Source organism: Streptomyces antioxidans, assembly GCF_000968685.2.
Lineage (GTDB): Bacteria > Actinomycetota > Actinomycetes > Streptomycetales > Streptomycetaceae > Streptomyces > Streptomyces antioxidans.
The window spans coordinates 31,989-48,552 of the sequence record NZ_LAKD02000095.1; the positions used below are offsets into that span (position 1 = coordinate 31,989).

General features: G+C 73.1%; 14 protein-coding genes. 10 read left to right on the forward strand and 4 right to left on the reverse strand.

From position 1 onward, the window contains the following. Positions 1-64: 64 nt before the first annotated feature. From VT50_RS28990 to VT50_RS29010, 5 genes are all read left to right on the forward strand, one after another. Positions 65-571 (forward strand): (2Fe-2S)-binding protein, encoded by a 507-nt coding sequence (locus VT50_RS28990; protein ID WP_046084358.1) that lies wholly within the window; start codon positions 65-67, stop codon positions 569-571. Next, entirely contained in the window at positions 568-1,557 is a 990-nt protein-coding gene (locus VT50_RS28995; RefSeq protein ID WP_046084359.1) for an FAD binding domain-containing protein, read from the forward strand. Before VT50_RS28990 ends, VT50_RS28995 begins: the two co-directional genes overlap by 4 nt. Then, positions 1,554-3,686, forward strand: coding sequence for a xanthine dehydrogenase family protein molybdopterin-binding subunit (locus tag VT50_RS29000; RefSeq protein WP_046084360.1), 2,133 nt, complete (start codon positions 1,554-1,556; stop codon positions 3,684-3,686). The genes VT50_RS28995 and VT50_RS29000 overlap by 4 nt, the downstream gene beginning before the upstream one ends. A 2-nt stretch (positions 3,687-3,688) precedes the next feature. Beyond that, positions 3,689-4,603, forward strand: coding sequence for an NAD(P)H-binding protein (locus tag VT50_RS29005; RefSeq protein WP_046084361.1), 915 nt, complete (start codon positions 3,689-3,691; stop codon positions 4,601-4,603). Between the two features lie 70 nt (positions 4,604-4,673). Then, complete coding sequence (locus tag VT50_RS29010) at positions 4,674-7,268, forward strand: SpoIIE family protein phosphatase (RefSeq protein WP_046084362.1); 2,595 nt, start codon at positions 4,674-4,676, stop codon at positions 7,266-7,268. Positions 7,269-7,339: 71 nt separating this feature from the next. Here the strand turns inward: VT50_RS29010 and VT50_RS29015 are convergent, their stop codons facing one another. After that, complete coding sequence (locus VT50_RS29015) at positions 7,340-8,530, reverse strand: glycosyltransferase (RefSeq protein ID WP_046084363.1); 1,191 nt, start codon at positions 8,528-8,530, stop codon at positions 7,340-7,342. Positions 8,531-8,807: 277 nt separating this feature from the next. Between VT50_RS29015 and VT50_RS29020 the strand changes: the two genes are divergently transcribed. Continuing rightward, positions 8,808-10,691 carry a glycosyltransferase family 2 protein gene (locus VT50_RS29020; protein ID WP_046084364.1) on the forward strand — a complete coding sequence of 628 codons (1,884 nt, stop codon included), beginning with the start codon at positions 8,808-8,810 and terminating at the stop codon, positions 10,689-10,691. A 69-nt stretch (positions 10,692-10,760) separates the two neighbouring features. On the opposite strand, the gene VT50_RS29025 is transcribed toward VT50_RS29020, so the two are convergent. The 3 genes from VT50_RS29025 to VT50_RS29035 form a co-directional block, all read right to left on the reverse strand. Continuing rightward, positions 10,761-11,435: a cytochrome b/b6 domain-containing protein gene (locus VT50_RS29025; protein WP_078840546.1), complete on the reverse strand. Its 675-nt coding sequence runs from the start codon at positions 11,433-11,435 to the stop codon at positions 10,761-10,763. Next, on the reverse strand, positions 11,419-12,153 hold the full coding sequence (locus tag VT50_RS29030; RefSeq protein ID WP_046084365.1) for a molybdopterin-dependent oxidoreductase: 735 nt from the start codon (positions 12,151-12,153) through the stop codon (positions 11,419-11,421). The genes VT50_RS29025 and VT50_RS29030 overlap by 17 nt, the downstream gene beginning before the upstream one ends. 216 nt (positions 12,154-12,369) lie before the next feature. Next, complete coding sequence (locus VT50_RS29035; RefSeq protein ID WP_046084366.1) at positions 12,370-14,025, reverse strand: FAD-binding dehydrogenase; 1,656 nt, start codon at positions 14,023-14,025, stop codon at positions 12,370-12,372. A 324-nt stretch (positions 14,026-14,349) separates the two neighbouring features. On the opposite strand from VT50_RS29035, the gene VT50_RS29040 reads away from it, so the two are divergent. The 4 genes from VT50_RS29040 to VT50_RS29055 all read left to right on the forward strand — a co-directional run bounded on the left by VT50_RS29040 (position 14,350) and on the right by VT50_RS29055 (position 16,501). Next, on the forward strand, positions 14,350-15,099 hold the full coding sequence (locus VT50_RS29040) for a hypothetical protein (RefSeq protein WP_143645293.1): 750 nt from the start codon (positions 14,350-14,352) through the stop codon (positions 15,097-15,099). A gap of 29 nt (positions 15,100-15,128) precedes the next feature. Then, complete coding sequence (locus VT50_RS29045) at positions 15,129-15,665, forward strand: NUDIX domain-containing protein (protein ID WP_046084367.1); 537 nt, start codon at positions 15,129-15,131, stop codon at positions 15,663-15,665. A gap of 95 nt (positions 15,666-15,760) precedes the next feature. After that, positions 15,761-16,132, forward strand: a complete 372-nt coding sequence (locus VT50_RS29050; protein WP_046084380.1) for a YidH family protein — start codon at positions 15,761-15,763, stop codon at positions 16,130-16,132. A gap of 18 nt (positions 16,133-16,150) precedes the next feature. Beyond that, positions 16,151-16,501, forward strand: coding sequence for a DUF202 domain-containing protein (locus VT50_RS29055; RefSeq protein ID WP_079343922.1), 351 nt, complete (start codon positions 16,151-16,153; stop codon positions 16,499-16,501). The last annotated feature ends 63 nt before the right edge of the window (positions 16,502-16,564 follow it).

A 16,564-nucleotide genomic window follows, 5' to 3' on the forward strand; every position in this document is an offset into this window, starting at 1 on the left:
CTATATGTCCGAGAATGGGGGTGCCGCGTGACGTTCCGAAGGATGACGATCAAGGGTAGGGATCATGGATCTCGAGATCGAGCTCCGGGTGGACGGGACCGAGCACCACCTCACCGTCGACACCCGTACGACGCTGCTGGACGCCCTGCGCGAACGACTGGGGAACACCAGCCCCAAGAAGGGCTGCGACCACGGACAGTGCGGCGCCTGCACCCTGCTGCTCGACGGCCGCCGCATCCTCGGCTGCCTCGCACTGGCCGTCGCCCACCAGGGCGCGGACATCGTCACGGCGGCCGGGCTCACCGACGGCGAGCTGCATCCGCTCCAGCGGTCGTTCATCGCCCATGACGCCTTCCAGTGCGGCTACTGCACACCCGGGCAGATCGTCTCGGCGGCCGGCATGCTGCAGGAGGCCGGGAAGGGCTGGCCCAGCGCCGTGAGCAGGGACCCGGGCGCCACCGATGTGGTGCTCGACGACGAGGAGATCGCCGAGCGGATGAGCGGCAACCTGTGCCGCTGCGCGGCGTACGCGAACATCGTCCCGGCGATCGCGGAGGTGGCGCACCGATGAGGCCCTTTCGCTACGAACGCGCCGACGAGATACCGGCGGCCGTCGCCACCCTGGTGCGCGAGGCCGACGCGGCCTATCTGGCCGGGGGCACCAATCTGGTCGATCTGATGCGCCTCGAGGTGACGACCCCGGAGCTGCTGATCGACGTCCGGCGGCTGACCTCGGACCGGATCGAGGAGCTGCCCGACGGGGGCCTGCGGATCGGGGCGGCCGTGCCCAACAGCGATCTCGCCGCCGACCTGCGGGTCCGGCGGCGCTATCCGGTGCTCTCCCAGGCACTGCTCTCTGGCGCCTCGGGCCAGCTGCGCAACCTCGCCACCACCGGCGGCAATCTGCTCCAGCGCACCCGCTGCCCGTACTTCCAGAACGTCACCACCCCCTGCAACAAGCGCGTCCCCGGCTCGGGCTGTTCCGCGGTGGAGGGCTATCAGCGCGATATGGCGGTCCTGGGCGCCTCCCCCGCCTGTGTGGCCACCCACCCCTCCGACATGGCCGTCGCACTGGCCGCGCTGGACGCGGTGGTCACGGTGGTCGGCCCGGCCGCCGAGCGGCGGATCCCGCTGACCGGGCTGCACCGGCTGCCGGAGGACACCCCCGAGCGCGACACCGTCCTGGAGCACGGTGAGCTGATCACCGCGGTTGAGCTGCCGCCCCCGCACGCCGCGGCCCGCTCCCGCTACCGCAAGGTGCGCGACCGCGCCTCGTACGCCTTCGCACTGGTCTCGGTCGCCGCCGCGCTGGAGGTCACCGACGGGGCGGTACGGGACGTAGCGATCGCACTGGGCGGAGTGGCGCACAAGCCCTGGCGGGCCACCACGGCCGAGGCGATGCTGCGCGGCGCGCCCGCCACGCGGGAGAGCTTCGTGGACGCGGCCGCCGCCGAGCTGGCCGGGGCGCGGCCGCTGGCGGGCAACGCCTTCAAGATCCCGCTCGCCCGCAACACGATGGTCGGCACCCTGCTGGAGCTGCTGGAGGAGGTGCGATGAGCGACGTCACGGCACGCCCCCGTGCCATCGGCATGCCGATGGACCGCATCGACGGTGTGCAGAAGGTCACCGGCACCGCCACCTACGCCTATGAATGGCCCCTCGACCAGCCCGTCTATCTCTATCCGCTCCAGTCCACGATCGCCGCCGGGCGGGTCACCGGAGTGGACAGCGCGCTCGCGGAGGCGGAGCCGGGGGTGCTGGCGGTGCTCAGCCACCTCAACGCCCCCACCCTGACCCGGCCCGAGGATCCGGAGCTCGCAGTGCTCCAGTCCGACGAGGTCGCCTGGCGCGGCCAGTTCATCGGGGCGGTGGTGGCCGAGAGCCTGGAGACCGCGCGCCGCGCGGCGGGGCTCGTCCGCGTGGACTACGAGAGCCGTCCCCCCGACGTGGTGCTGCGCGCCGACCGCGGCGACCTCTACTCCCCGGTGCACGCCGCGGTGTTCGGCTCGGGCGACGGAGAGCTCCAGGACGGCTCGCCCGCCGACAGTGTGCTGGGGGACGTCGATACGGCGCTGGCGCTCTCACCGGCCATGGTGAACGCCACGTACGCCACGCCGATGTACCACAACAACCCGATGGAGCCGCACACAGCCGTGGTCACCTGGCTGGACGGTGAGCTGATCGTGCGCTGCTCCACCCAGGGCGCCACCATGAGCCAGGCCCTGATCTCCGGGGTGCTGGGTCTTGAACCGGGGCGGGTGCGGGTGATCTCCCCGCATGTCGGGGGCGGGTTCGGCTCGAAGGTCTACCCCCATGCGTACGCCGTGCTCGCCGCGATGGCGGCCCGGATGGTCCGGCGGCCGGTGAAGTTCTCACTGACCAGGCAGCAGATGTTCGCCCTGGTCGGCTACCGCCCGGCGTCGATCCAGCGGATCCGGCTGGGCGCCGGACGGGACGGCAGGCTGACCGCGCTCTCCCACGAGGTGATCGAGCAGACCGCCAGGGCCAAGGGGTACGCGGAACAGGTGGCCGTCTGCTCCCGGACGATGTACGCGGCGCCGCACCGGCGCACCACCCACCGGCTGGCCCCGCTGGATCTCCCGGTGCCGACGATCATGCGGGCGCCGGGCGAGGCGCAGGGGATGTTCGCGCTGGAGTCCGCGATGGACGAGATGGCGATCGCCTGCGGCATCGACCCGGTGGAGTTCCGGATCCGCAATGAGCCCCAGGTGCATCCGGAGTCCGGGCTGCCGTTCTCCAGCCGCCATCTGACGGGCTGTCTGCGTGAGGGCGCCCGCCGGGCCGGATGGGACCGGCGGGACCCGGCGCCCCGTTTCCGGCGCGAGGGGCGCTGGCTGGTGGGCACCGGCGTGGCCGCCTCGACGTATCCCTCCCCCCGCTTCCCCGGCAACGCGGCCACCATCCGGCTCGCCGGGGACGGCCACTACACGGTGCGGATCGCCGCCGCCGACCTGGGCACCGGCACCTGGACGGCGCTCACCCAGATCGCCGCGGACGCGCTGAGCGTCCCGGTCAGACAGGTGGAGATGCGGATCGGGGACACGGCGCTGCCGTCCGCGTCGGTCGCCGGGTTCTCGGCGGGCATCAACAGCTGGGGCACCGCGATCTGGGAGGCGGCGGACCGGCTGCGGGCCCGGCTGCGGGCCGAGCACGGCGGCATCGCACCGGCGGAGGGTCTGGAGGTCACCGCGGAGCTGCCCGGCGGCAATCCGGAGGCCGAGCGCTATGCGATGCACAGCTTCGGTGCCCAGTTCGCCGAGGTGCGGGTGGACGAGGACACCGGTGAGGTGCGGGTGGCACGGCTGCTGGGGATGTTCGACGTGGGCCGGGTGATCAACCCCAAGACGGCCCGCTCCCAGCTGATCGGCGGAATGACCCAGGGGATCTCGATGGCGCTGTACGAACACAGCGTGCTGGACCCGCGGTTCGGCCATGTGGTCAACCAGGACTTCGCCCAGTACCACATCGCCTCCGCCGCCGATGTGCACACGGTCGAGGCCCACTGGCTGGACGAGTCCGATCCGTACACCAACCCCATGGGGGCCAAGGGCCTCGGCGAGGTGGGCATCACCGGCACCGCCGCGGCCATCGCCAACGCCGTGTACCACGCCACCGGTGTCCGGATCCGCGAACTGCCCATCACGGTCGACAAGTTGGTGTCCTAGCCATGCCCGCTCCACCGATCCTGGTGACCGGCGCCGCGGGCGGCGTCGGGGCCGTGGGCCGTACCGTGGTGGAGAAGCTGCGCCGCCGCGGACTGCCCGTGCGCGCCATGGTGCACCGCGAGGACGAGCGGGCCGAGGCGCTGCGCGCGACGGGCGCGGCGGTGGTGGCGGGCGATCTGACCCGCGCCCCGGACGTGGCCCGCGCGCTGGACGGCTGCGGGCGGATGTACTTCGGCATGAGCGTCTCGCCGGCGTACCTGGAGGCCACGATGACCACGGCGGCGGTCGCCCGCGACTACGCCCGGCTGGACGCGCTGGTCAACATGTCGCAGATGACGGTCTCCCAGATGGATCTCACCAGCACCTCGGAGTCCGCGCAGCAGCGGGAGCACTGGCTGGCCGAGCAGGCGCTCAACTGGTCCGGGCTGCCCGTCACCCATCTGCGGCCCACCATCTTCCTGGAGAATCCGCTCTTCACGGCCTTCGTCTACCGCTCCATCGCGGAAGAGGGCACGATCCGGCTGCCGTTCGGCACCGGGCGCACCTCCCCGGTCGCGGCGCGGGACGTCGCCGCGGTGGTGGCGACGATCCTGGCGGACCCCTCCTCGCACATCGGCAGGACCTACCACCTGACCGGCCCGGCCTCGGTCGACATGACCACCCTGGCCGAGGAGTTGGCCGAGGAGCTCGGCCGCCCGGTCGCCTATGTGGACGTCTCCTACGAGGCCTGGGTCAACCACGACCTGAAGGCGCTGGGGCTGCCAGGACACCTCGCCGACCACCTCGCCACGATGGCGCGGCTGCACGCGGAGAACCGCTACGACCGCCGGACGGACGACATCGAGACGATCACCGGAAGGCCCGCGACCGGGGTGCGGGAGTACGTCCGCGAGCACCCCGGGATATTCACGGCATGACATCCGTGCCGGGACTCCCCTCCTCGGCGCCACATCCTGGAATACCACCCCAAGGGAGTAAATTTTCCCCATGGGCACGGACGAGGCCATCGCCGCACGGATACGCGTGATCACCGAGGCGGGTGACGGGCTGAGCGGCCCCGATCTGCTCGGATTCGCGCTCGACCACGCCGTGACGGAGACCGGAGGTCTCGGCGGCATGGTGCATCTGCGCGGCCCCGGCGCCCGGCCGCTGCTGCTCACGGCGGTGCACGGGCTGATCCGTACGGTGGCCCGGGACTGGGCGGAGGTCGAACCGGCCGGTGTCAGCGCCCCGGCCCGCGCGATGGCCCAGGGGGCACCGGTGTGGGCGCCGAGCGTTGCCGAGGGGGGCGGCGCGGGCCCGGCGCTGCCCGCCGGAAGCGGGCTGCTGGCGGTTCCGCTGATCACTCCGGACGGGGTCACCGGTGCGCTGTCGGTGCTGGTGGTCCCGGCCGAACGGCCCGCACCGGAGCGGTGGGCGGCCGTCGAGGCGCTGTCGGCGTGGGCCGCGCGGCGGCTGTGGGAGGCCCCTCCCGACCAGGACCAGGACCAGGACCAGGACCAGGACCAAGACCGGGACCAGGACCAGGACCGGGACCGGAGCCTGGGCCTGGGCCACACGGGCACCTCGCTGGCCGACGACCAGGTGTGCCGGGCGCTCTGGCATATGAGCGACGCGTTCTTCGCGGTCGACGGCGACTGGCGCATCACCTTCGTCAACGGCGAGGCGGAGCGCCTGCTCGGCGCCGCCCGGAAGACGCTCGGCCGGACGCTGTGGGACGCCTTCGCGCGGCTGCGCGTCGACGAGGCCGAGCCGGACCTGCGGGACCGCTACCGGCGGGCCGCCGAGAGCGGCACCCCGGTCGGGTTCGAGGTGCGCTGGCCCACCAATCGGCGCTGGTACGCCATGCGGCTGGTCCCGGTGCCGAACGGGCTCACGGTCTACGCCGCCGATATCACCGCGAGCCGGGCGCGGGAGGCGGAGCGGGCCGCGGCCGAGCACACGGCCGCCGAGCGCACCGCGCGGATCGGCGAACTGACCGACGCCCTCGCCCAGGCGCTGACGATGTGCGACGTGGTGAACGCCATCGCCGACCGGGTGCTGCCGCCGTTCGGCGCCTCGGGGGTGGTGGTGCAGCTCATCGAGGGCGACGTGATCCGGATCGCCGGGGCCGTCGGCTATCCGCAGACCTTCCTGGAGTCGATCGACGGGTACTCGATCCATGAGGTGTCGCCGGTCTCGGAGGTGTACCGGACCGGGGCACCGGCCTTCATCGAGTCGGTCGAGGAGTACACCGCGCGCTATCCCCGCATGGAGGGACGGCCCGCCGCGGCGCGGAAGCAGGCCTGGGCCTTTCTGCCACTGATCGTCTCCGGCCGGAACATCGGCTGCTCGGTGATCGCCTTCGCCGAGCCGCGCCGCCTCGACGCGGAGGAGCGGGCCCTGCTCACCGCGCTCAGCGGGCTAATGGGGCAGGCCATCGAGCGCGCCCGGCTGTACGACATGGAGCACAACCGGGCCAAGGAACTCCAGCGGGGGCTGCTGCCCCGTGCCCTGCCGTCGCTGGCCTCGGTCGCCACCGCCGCCCGCTATCTGCCCGCCAGCGAGGGCATCGACGTGGGCGGTGACTGGTACGACGTGATCCCGCTGTCCGGCGCCCGGGTGGCCCTGGTCATCGGCGATGTGATGGGTCACGGGCTGTCCGAGGCGGCCACCATGGGCCAGCTGCGCACCGCCGTGAACACCCTGGCCGAATTGGAGTTCCCGCCCGCCGAGTTGCTCACCCGGCTCAACGACGTGGTGAGCGACCTCGGGGACAACCTCTACGCGACCTGCCTGTACGCCGTGTACGACCCGGTCGCCGCCACCTGCGTCTTCTCCAGCGCCGGACATCCGCCACCGGCCGTCGTACGCCCCGGCCACCCGGTCCGCTTCGCCTGGAGCTGCCCCGATCCACCGCTGGGCGCTGCCCGGCCGCCGTTCGAGACCACCGAGGTGAGCCTGGAGGAGGGCAGTCTGCTGGTGCTGTACACCGACGGTCTGGTGGAATCCGCCGACCGGGACATCGACCGCGGGCTGTGTCAGCTGGCGAGCGCGCTGTCCAGCGCGGCCCGCGCCCCCGGCCCGGAGCACGCCCGGCGGGCCGGAGACAGAGCTGAGGACGCGTCGCTGGAGCGGCTGTGCGACGCGGTGCTGGCCGAGTTGCTGCCGGAGAAGCAGCTCACCGCCGATGACGCGGCCCTGCTCATCGCCCGCACCCATACGCTCGCCCCCGGCGACATCGCCGCGTGGCCGCTGTCCGAGGGGCCGATCGCCGCGGGCGAGGCACGCGATCACGTCCGGGACCAGCTGATCCACTGGGAGCTGGCTCCGCTCACCCCCACCGCGGAGCTGCTGGTCAGCGAGCTGGTCGCCAATGCGATCCGGCACGGCAGGGGCCCGATAGAGCTACGGTTGCTGCGCGGCGAGGGCCTGATCTGCGAGGTGACCGACGGCTCGCTGACCACCCCCCGGATCCGCCACGCCTCGGAAACCGACGAGGGCGGCCGCGGCCTCCAACTGGTCTCGGCCCTCTCCCACCGCTGGGGCACCCGCTACACCCCCACCGGCAAGTGCATCTGGACCGAACAGCCACTCCCCTGACGCCCCGTGAAGGCCGACCACCCCGCGAAGGGCAGACACCGCGCGGCTGATGTCCCTTCGCCCCGGCCGTCTCAGCCCGCGGGGGCGCCGCGGCGGGGCATGCGGTTGGCGGGGGGCACCCGTAGGCAGCCGTCCGGGCCGCAGGTGGTGGTGCGGTCGTAGAGGTCCATCAGGCGGCGGGCGCCGCGGGTGATGTCGTAGCGGTCCACGGCGTCCGGGACCGGGAAGCGCAGGGGGCCCTGGGCGGCCTGGGCGCGCAGGGCGGCGGTGAGGGCGGCCGGGCCGGGGGCGATGCGGCGGGCGGCGGGCGCGGCGCCGTGGGGGAGTTCGTCGAGGGCGGGGCAGACGGTGTGCAGCACCGGCAGCCCGGCCGCCAGCCCCTCGAGCGCCGCGAGGCCGAACGCCTCCTCGGCGGACGGCGAGACCAGGACGTCCATGGCGGCCAGCAGCGCGGGCAGCCCCGCGGGCCGGTCGTCGGCCGGGCCCACCGCGCCCTCGCGCTCCCCCAGCAGCCGGACCCGGTCGGCCACGCCGAGCCGGGCGGCCAGGTCCTCCAGGGCGGGGCGTTCGGGGCCCTCGCCGACCAGCAGCAGCCGGGCGTCCGGCACCCCGGCGACGGCCCGTACCGCCGTGTCGAACCGCTTGTCCGCCACCAGGCGCCCCACCCCGCCCACCACGAAGGCCCGGTCGGGGATGCCGAGCCGGGCGCGGGCGGCCGCCCGGGCGGTCGGCTCGAAGCGGAAGTGGCGGGCGTCGATCCCGTTGGGCACCAGATGGATCCGGCGGTTGGGCACGCCCCAGTCGCGCAGCCGGTCGGCCACGGCGGCCGAGACGGCGACGGTGGCCGAGCCCAGCCGCTCGGCGGCGAGATAGCGGGCGCGGAGGGCGGCGGTGAGCGGGCGGCCGTCGATCCGCCGTTCGCCCAGGCTGTGTTCGGTGGCGATGACCGCACCCACCCCGGCCAGCCGGGCGGCGATCCGGCCGAGCACAGCCGCCCGGTACAGATGGGTGTGCACCAGGTCGTAGCCGCCGGACCGGATGAGCCGCACCAGCCTGGGCACGGTGGTGAGCTGCCGCTCGCGCCCGCCGTCCAGGGGCAGCTGGATGACCGGAACGCCGTCCGCGCGGATGCCGTGCGCGGTGGCGCCGGGGCCCGAGAGGGCGATGACGTCACAGCGCACCGGCATATGGCGCAGCAGCAGCCGCAGTTGCTGTTCGGCTCCTCCGGCCCCGAGGCGGGAGATGATGTGCAGGACTCTCATCGGGCGACTGCGCCCCATCCTCCGTATTCCGATGGGCTTCGATCGGTGCCGACCCTGCCAGACGGCGGGATGTAAATCACGTAAGACGCGCGCCGCTGCGCCGTCGGGGTGGATGCCTTACGGGCCGTCAACAAAGGCGCGCCGAATATCCGATGTGCGCGCTCCTGCCCCATGGGATTGTTACCTTCTCATCTCGCGCGATGACCTGATGAATATCGCCCGTATGGGTCATCGCGGCGCGACATTCGGTTCGAGCCAGCCCCGCGGGAGTGCCCAGATGTCTGCACCGACCCCCGTCAGAGATTCCCCCCGGAAAACCTCCGCACGCGCCGTAGCCGGGCCGCCGCCCGCGCGTACCGCGTCGCATTCCCGCGTTCCGCACGACCATCCCGCCCCGGTGTACGACTACAAGCGGTACAGCGAATTGGCGGGCCCGCTGACCAAGGCCCCCGCGGACCGCCCCTACCGGGTGCGCTGCCGCAGCCTGCTGGCGCAGGAGCCGCACCGGTTCCGGGCCGCGCTGCTGCTGTGCGCGGCGCCGGTGTGCTCGGCGGTGCTGCTGGTGTGGCTGCTGCAGCCCGGCCACTGGGTGGAGCGCGGCTATGCGCCGGGGTGGCAGCGGGCGGCGGACCTGGCGATGCTGGTCTCGATCGCGCTGATCGAGGGGTTTCGCCTGTTCACGGTCGTCTCCAACGCCCATGCCACGCTGGTGGCGCGGGATCCGGTGCCGGTGGTGGCGCAGCCGGGGACCCGCGTGGCGTTCCTGACCAGCTTTGTGCCCGGCAAGGAGCCGATCGCGATGGTCCGGGCCACGCTGGAGGGCGCGGTGCGGATCCGGCACACCGGGCCGCTGGACGTCTGGCTGCTCGACGAGGGGGACGACGACGAGGTCAAGGCGCTGTGCGAACGGCTGGGCGTGCGGCACTTCTCCCGCAAGGGCATCGAGAAGTGGAACCAGCCGAAGGGCGCCTTCCGGGCGAGGACCAAGCACGGGAATTACAACGCCTGGCTGGATGAGCACGGCGACGGGTATGAGTTCATGGCGTGTGTGGACACCGACCATGTGCCGCTGCCCAACTTCCTGGAGCGCATGCTGGGTTACTTCCGGGATCCGGATATCGCCTTCGTGGTCGGCCCGCAGGTCTACGGGAATTACGACACCCCGGTCACCAAGGCCGCCGAAAGCCAGCAGTTCCTTTTCCACGCGCTGATCCAGCGGGCCGGAAACGCCTATGGCGGCCCGATGTTCGTGGGCACCAACAACGCGGTGCGGATCAGCGCGCTGCGCTCGATCGGCGGGCTGTACGACTCGATCACCGAGGACATGGCCACCGGTTTCGAGCTGCACCGCCACCGCAACCCGGCGACCGGGAGGAAGTGGCGCTCGGTCTACACCCCCGATGTGCTCGCGGTCGGCGAGGGGCCGAGCACCTGGACGGACTTCTTCACCCAGCAGATGCGGTGGAGCCGCGGCACCTACGAGACCGTGCTCAAGCAGTTCTGGAAGGGCCCGTTCACCCTGTCGCCCGGCAAGCTGCTCAACTACACGCTGATGATCGCGTACTACCCGATGACCGCGGTCAACTGGCTGCTCTCCGCGCTGTCCTGCGCGCTGTTCCTGATGCTGGGCGCCGCGGGGATCCACATCCCGGCCGAGTTGTGGATGATGCTCTACAGCGACGCGGCGGTGCTGCAGATCGGGCTGTACGTCTGGAACCGGCGGCACAACGTCTCCCCGCACGAGCCGGAGGGCTCCGGCGGTCTCGCCGGGATGCTGCTCTCGGCGCTGTCCGCCCCGATCTACGCCAAGTCGCTGTGCGACGCGGTGCTGCGGCGCACCAGCCGGTTCGTGGTCACGCCCAAGGGCGACTCGTCCAGCCCCGACCGGATCGCCACGTTCCGCATCCACCTGCTGTGGGCGGGGGTGTTCGGCTGCTCGCTGGCCGGCTCGTTCTTCCTGGGGCACACCCATGCGGTGATGCGGATCTGGGCGGTGCTCGCGCTGGCCCTGTGTCTGGCCCCGGTGGCGATCTGGTCGGCGGGGCTGCTGCACCGCGACCGCAGGCGTCCGACGCATGGCGCGGTGCCGACGGCGCGCGACGCGGCCAGCCCCCGCGTGACGCCGAAGGACAAGGAGAAGGCGCCGGTCTGTGCGCTGTGAGCGACGGCCGGGTCGCGTCGGGCCCTGCGGAGCCCCGGTTGTGGCGGCAAGGGCGGCGGGGGCGCGGAATCAGCGCTCCCGCGCGTCCTCGTCCGTACGCCACAGGGAGTGCTCCCGGGCCGCCCACGCCCGCTCGACCCGGCCCGTGCGCATCCCGCGCCGGGCCTCCGGATCCGCGAGCGCCTTGCCGATGTGGCCGAGCAGGACGATGCCGACGGCCAGCGCCAGCCAGTCGTGGACGAAGGTGGCGCTGGTGCGCCACACCAGCGGGGCCAGACCGGTGAACCACATCAGCAGCCCGGTGCCCGCCATCACCAGCACCGCGCCCGCGATGTACCCCGCGTACAGCTTCTGCCCGGCGTTGAACTTCCCCGCCGGACGCTCCTGGGCCCGGTGGTCGCGCCGCAGCGCCGCGCGCAGCCAGCGGCGGTCGTGCGGGCCGAAGCGGTTGAGGCGGGTGAGATCGGCGCGGAAGGCGCGGGAGACGAGGCCGAGCAGGGCCGGGAGCGGCGTCAGGACGCCGGTCCACTCGTGGACGGTGACGACGAGCGCGCGGCGGCCGACGAGTTCGGCGAGCGCGGGCAGATAGAGACAGGCCGCGCTGATCACACACGCGCCCAGCAGCAGGGCCGTGGTGCGGTGGACCCAGCGCTCGGCGGGGCTGAACCGGAGCACCCGGGAGCCGCCGTCCCCGTCGTCGCCCCGGGGCGGAGGGACCGTGGTCCGCTCAGTCGGTGGGGTCATCGTCGCGTCCGTTCGACCTGCCGACCCAGGCGTCGACGTCATAGCCCCGCTCCTCCCAATAGCCGGGCCGCACCTCATCGGTGACGGTGATGCCGGAGAGCCACTTCGCCGACTTGTAGAAGTACATCGGCGCCACATACAGCCGCACCGGGCCACCGTGGGAGTGGCCGAGCGGTTCGTCCCGCAGCTTCAGCGTGACCAGTACATCGGGGCGGCGCGCCTGATCGAGGGTCAGGCTCTCGCTGTACGCGCCGTCGAAGCAGGTGAAGCGGACGGCCTTGGCCCCTCGGCGCACCCCCGCGGCGTCGAGCAGCGCCGACAGCCGCACCCCCTCGAACGGCGTCTCGGGCACCCGCCAGCCGGTGACGCACTGGACGTCGCGCACCAGCCGGGTCTGCGGCAGCGCCCGCAGCTCGGCGAGGCGGTACGCGCCGGGCTTGTCGACGAGGCCGTCGACGGTGAGGCGGTAGCTGTCGGCGTCCTTGTGGGGCACGGAGGAGGTGACGGAGTAGTAGCGGAACCCGCCGCCGTTGGGGAGGAGTCCGGTCACCCCCGTCGGGTCCTTGTCGGCCACCGCGCCCAGGGCGGTCTCCAGCTTGCCCTGGAGCCAGGGGGCGGCGGCCATCGCGCCCGCGCCGAGGCCGAGCATGCCGAGGACGAGGCGCCGGCCGACGGGCGCGCCGTGGCCGTCGGGTCCGGCACCGGTGTTGGGGTCCATGGTGTGAATGAGAGCACCGGGCGGGCGCGGTGCGCCATCTCCCGCCGGTATTCGTCAGACTTCGGTAAGACTCCGGGTCCGTGCCCCGCCGCGTGCCGCCGGGGCGCGGGGGTCAGCGGCGTCCGGCGGGTGTGGCGCGTACGGCGGGCTGTTCCCCGCCCCTGCCCCGGTGCGTAGCCGCACGTCGATGCGCGTCTCTGTCCACCGCGCCGCCGTCTATCCCACCGCCTCGGCCGCCGCGCGGCCCGCCGTGCGCCCCGAGAAGAGGCAGCCGCCCAGGAAGGTGCCCTCCAGCGAGCGGTAGCCGTGCACTCCCCCGCCGCCGAAGCCCGCCGCCTCCCCGGCCGCGTAGACGCCGGGCAGCGGGTCGCCGCCCTCGGTCAGGACGCGGGAGGAGAGGTCGGTCTCCAGGCCGCCGAGCGTCTTACGGGTCAGGATGTGCAGCCGTACGGCGATCAGCGGGCCCGCCTTGGGGTCGAGGACGCGGTGCGGGGCGGCGGTGCGGATGAGCCGGTCGGCGATGTACTTGCGGGTTCCGCGCAGGGCGGTGACCTGGAGGTCCTTGGTGTAGGGGTTGGCGATCTCGCGGTCACGGGCGACGATCTCCCGGCGCAGCTCGGCCTCGTCGATGAGCGGCTCCTTGGTGAGCCCGTTCATCCGCCGGACCAGCGCGGGCAGCGAGCGCTCGACGATGAAGTCCGCGCCGTGGTCCATGAACGCCTGGACCGGGCCCGGCACCCCGGCCCGCCCGCGGCCGATCACATCGCGGACGTTCTTGCCGGTCAGGTCCGGGTTCTGCTCCGAGCCCGAGAGCGCGAACTCCTTCTCGATGATCTTGCGGGTGAGCACGAACCAGGTGTGGTCATGGCCGGTCCGCATGATGTGCTCGAGGGTGCCGAGGGTGTCGAAGCCGGGGAACAGCGGCACCGGCAACCGCTTGCCGCGCGCGTCGAACCACAGGGACGACGGGCCGGGCAGGATGCGGATGCCGTGCCGGGGCCAGATGGGGTTCCAGTTCTGGATGCCCTCGGTGTAGTGCCACATCCGGTCGCGGTTGATGATCCGTCCACCGGCCCCCTCGGCGATGCCGAGCATATGGCCGTCCACATGGGCCGGGACCCCGGAGATCATCCGTTCGGGCGGGGAGCCGAGCCGTTCGGGCCAGTTGGCGCGGACGAGGTCGTGGTTGCCGCCGATGCCGCCGGAGGTGACGATCACGGCTTGGGCGCGCAGTTCGAAGGCGCCGGTGACCTCGCGGCTGCTGGAGGTGCCGCGCTCGGCCCGGCTGGGCTCGAGGACGTCGCCGGTGACGGTGTCGACCGTGCCCGCGCTGCGGGCGAGGCCCGTCACCCGGTGCCGGAAGCGCAGCTCGACCAGGCCGCGGGCGACGGCCGCCCGCACCCGCCGCTCGAAGGGGGCGACGATTCCGGGCCCGGTGCCCCAGGTAATGTGGAAGCGGGGCACGGAGTTGCCGTGTCCCGTCGCGTCGTAGCCGCCGCGCTCGGCCCAGCCGACCAGCGGGAACAGCCGCAGCCCCTGGGCGTGCAGCCAGGACCGCTTCTCGCCCGCCGCGAAGTCCACGTACGCCTCGGCCCAGCGGCGCGGCCAGTGGTCCTCCTCGCGGTCGAACCCGGCCGTGCCCAGCCAGTCCTGCCAGGCGAGTTCATGGCTGTCGCGGATGCGCAGCCGGCGCTGCTCGGGCGAATTGACGAGGAAGAGGCCGCCGAAGGACCAGTGGGCCTGGCCGCCGAGCGACTGCTCGGGCTCCTGGTCGAGCAGGATCACCTTGCGGCCGGCGTCGGCCAGTTCGGCGGTGGCCGCGAGGCCCGCGAGGCCCGCGCCGATCACGATCACGTCCGCGTCGTACGCCATGGTGTGGTGTCCCGTTCTCGTGAGCCCGCCGACGCCCGCCGCCGGTGCGCTGCCGGTGTGCCGACGGTGTGCCGACGGCGTCATGTCCGCGATCCTGCCTACCGGCCAGTACGGCGTCAACCCGGGGTGTGGGAGCGGTCCCCGGCCACCGTCGGCCCATCTGGCCGGAGGGCCAACTCCCGCCGCGCAACCTGGGCGTGGAACAAAAGGTCACATTCGTTCACCGACATTGGACAGGGTTCGGCCAAACGGGCATCATCATCGACCATGGCTGACCGCTCCGTTGAGCACCCAGGGCCGAGGCCCGATGTCGAACGTCGTGTGGTGAACCCGACGCTCATCACGCCCGGCCCACAGCCCCTCGCAGCGGGGCCGCCCGCGGACGAGGCTCAGGTGCTCCGCGGCGAGGTGATCGGGCCCCGGCACGCCCGCCGCCGCCCGGTGGACCACCGGCGCAAGGCGGCCGCCGGGGCGATCCTGCTGTCGGCCACCGGCGCGGCCACCGCGCTCTTCATGCTCATGGGCAAGGACGCCCGCCAGGCGACGGCCGCCTCCGGCCACGACAGCTCGACGGCCGTGCCGGACGAGCCCGAGGGCCGTGCCGTTCCGTACGCGGAGGCGGCGAAGGGCGAGACCCCGCTGCGCGGTGCCCGCACCGAGAAGCCCGAGCCGCAGCCACCGGCCGCCGCCCGGCCCACGGCCCAGGCCCCGGCGGGCGACTCCGCGCCGGACAAGCCCGCGGTGTCCTCGTCCGGTGAGGGCCGCTCCACCCCGTCCTGGCCGGGCTCGTCGTCCCGGGGGCCGGGGCAGTACGACGACTGGCAGGACGCGGTGGAGGCGTTCGACAGCTGGGCCGAGCAGCAGGCAAGACAGCGCGGCCAGGACGGCGGCTCCGGGCCGTACCGGCAAGGCCAAGGGCAGGGGCAAGGGCAAGGGCAGGGGCAGGGGCAGGGGCAGGGAGGCGGCTACGGCGCCGGGTACGGAAACGGGAACGGCGGCGGAAGCGGCCACGGCTACGGCGGCGGCCATGGCAACGGCAATGGCTACGGCTACGGCGGCGGCCACCGGCGCTGACCGCGCCCCCGATCTGCTTGTATGGCGGTATGCCTGATCAGGAGCCGCTTTCCGCCGACGAACTGCTGGACATCGTGGACGAGCGCGATCGCGTGGTGGGCCAGGCCCGCCGCGGAGACGCCATGGCCCACCGACTCCGCCACCGCTGCGTCTTCATCCAGGCGCGGGACGCCCAGGACCGGATCTTCGTCCACCGCCGCACCGCCGAGAAGCTGGTCTTCCCCTCGCTGTACGACATGTTCGTCGGCGGGGTCGTCGGCGCGGGCGAGGGCTATGACGAGGCCGCGCTGCGCGAGGCGGAGGAGGAGCTGGGGGTGCGGGGGCTGCCCGCGCCCGTACCGCGGTTCTCGTTCCTCTACGAAACGCCCGAGCACACCTGGTGGAGCCGGATCTACGAGGTGCGCTGCGAGCTGCCGGTCGATCCGCAGGCCGAGGAGGTCGCCTGGCACGCGTTCCTCACCGAGGAGGAGCTGACGCGGCGGCTGCCGGAGTGGGAGTGGGTGCCGGACGGGTGGGAGGCGTACCGGCGGCTGGCGGAGTGGCGCCGTGAGAAGGTCGAAGGGTGACGGATCCTTCCGGTCCCCCGGAACCTTCCGGCCCGTCGGAACCTTCCGGTCGTACCGAGTCGGGTGGCGGTGGCCGCCGCTCAGCGGTTGCGGACATCCGGCTGTGGTTCGTGCCCGAGCGGCTGTGGGAGGAGGGAAGCACCCCCGACTACCGCTTCTCGCTCGCCAACGAACGGACCTTCTTGGCGTGGCTGCGCACCGCGATGGCGCTGGTGGGCGGCGGATTCGCGGTCGACCAGTTCCTCTCGGACACGGCCCGCCCGGTGCGGCTCGCGCTGGCGTTCCTCCTGCTGGTGGGCGGTGCGCTGTGCGCCCTGCGGGCCATCAGCCACTGGGTCCGCTGCGAGCGGGCCATGCGGCGCGGCGAGGACCTGCCGACGTCCCGCTTCCCGATCGTGCTGGGGCTCGCGGTCGCGGTGGTCGCACTGCTGATGGTGATCGTGGCCGCCTTCGGGTGGGGCGGGTGAACCGGGAGGTGTGAGGCGATGCCGGACGGGAAAGGGACCGACGGGTCCCGAACGCGGGACCGGGACCGGGACCGGGATCCCGGCCTCCAGCCGGAGCGGACGCGGCTGGCGTGGCGGCGTACGACGCTGGCGTGCGCGGTGACCGCGTCGCTCGCGGGTCGGCAGACGCTGTACGGCGGTGGCGGCCCGGTCTCGCTGGTGGCCTTGGCCCTGGTGGTGCTGACCTGGCTGGCCTTCCTGGCCCTGGCCCACCGCCGCATCCGGGCCATGCCCGCGCCCCGGCCGCCCGCCCTGTCCCCGCGGGCGGCCGCGGCCGCGGTCACCTGCACGATCACCTTGGGCGCCCTGGGGGCGGCGATACTGCGGTAGGGCGGGGTGGGTTGGACGCGGGGCGCGGCGCAGGCTGGGGGCGGTGGCGGCGCAGGCTGGGGC

Coding starts and splice junctions, on each gene's coding strand:
- VT50_RS29035 (WP_046084366.1), bottom strand. CDS start 14,025: ATGGCGTACGACGCGGACGTGATCGTGATCGGCGCGGGCCTCGCGGGC.
- VT50_RS29030 (WP_046084365.1), bottom strand. CDS start 12,153: ATGGACCCCAACACCGGTGCCGGACCCGACGGCCACGGCGCGCCCGTC.
- VT50_RS29025 (WP_078840546.1), bottom strand. CDS start 11,435: ATGACCCCACCGACTGAGCGGACCACGGTCCCTCCGCCCCGGGGCGAC.
- VT50_RS29055 (WP_079343922.1), top strand. CDS start 16,151: ATGCCGGACGGGAAAGGGACCGACGGGTCCCGAACGCGGGACCGGGAC.
- VT50_RS29010 (WP_046084362.1), top strand. CDS start 4,674: ATGGGCACGGACGAGGCCATCGCCGCACGGATACGCGTGATCACCGAG.
- VT50_RS29020 (WP_046084364.1), top strand. CDS start 8,808: ATGTCTGCACCGACCCCCGTCAGAGATTCCCCCCGGAAAACCTCCGCA.
- VT50_RS29045 (WP_046084367.1), top strand. CDS start 15,129: ATGCCTGATCAGGAGCCGCTTTCCGCCGACGAACTGCTGGACATCGTG.
- VT50_RS28995 (WP_046084359.1), top strand. CDS start 568: ATGAGGCCCTTTCGCTACGAACGCGCCGACGAGATACCGGCGGCCGTC.
- VT50_RS29005 (WP_046084361.1), top strand. CDS start 3,689: ATGCCCGCTCCACCGATCCTGGTGACCGGCGCCGCGGGCGGCGTCGGG.
- VT50_RS28990 (WP_046084358.1), top strand. CDS start 65: ATGGATCTCGAGATCGAGCTCCGGGTGGACGGGACCGAGCACCACCTC.
- VT50_RS29015 (WP_046084363.1), bottom strand. CDS start 8,530: ATGAGAGTCCTGCACATCATCTCCCGCCTCGGGGCCGGAGGAGCCGAA.
- VT50_RS29000 (WP_046084360.1), top strand. CDS start 1,554: ATGAGCGACGTCACGGCACGCCCCCGTGCCATCGGCATGCCGATGGAC.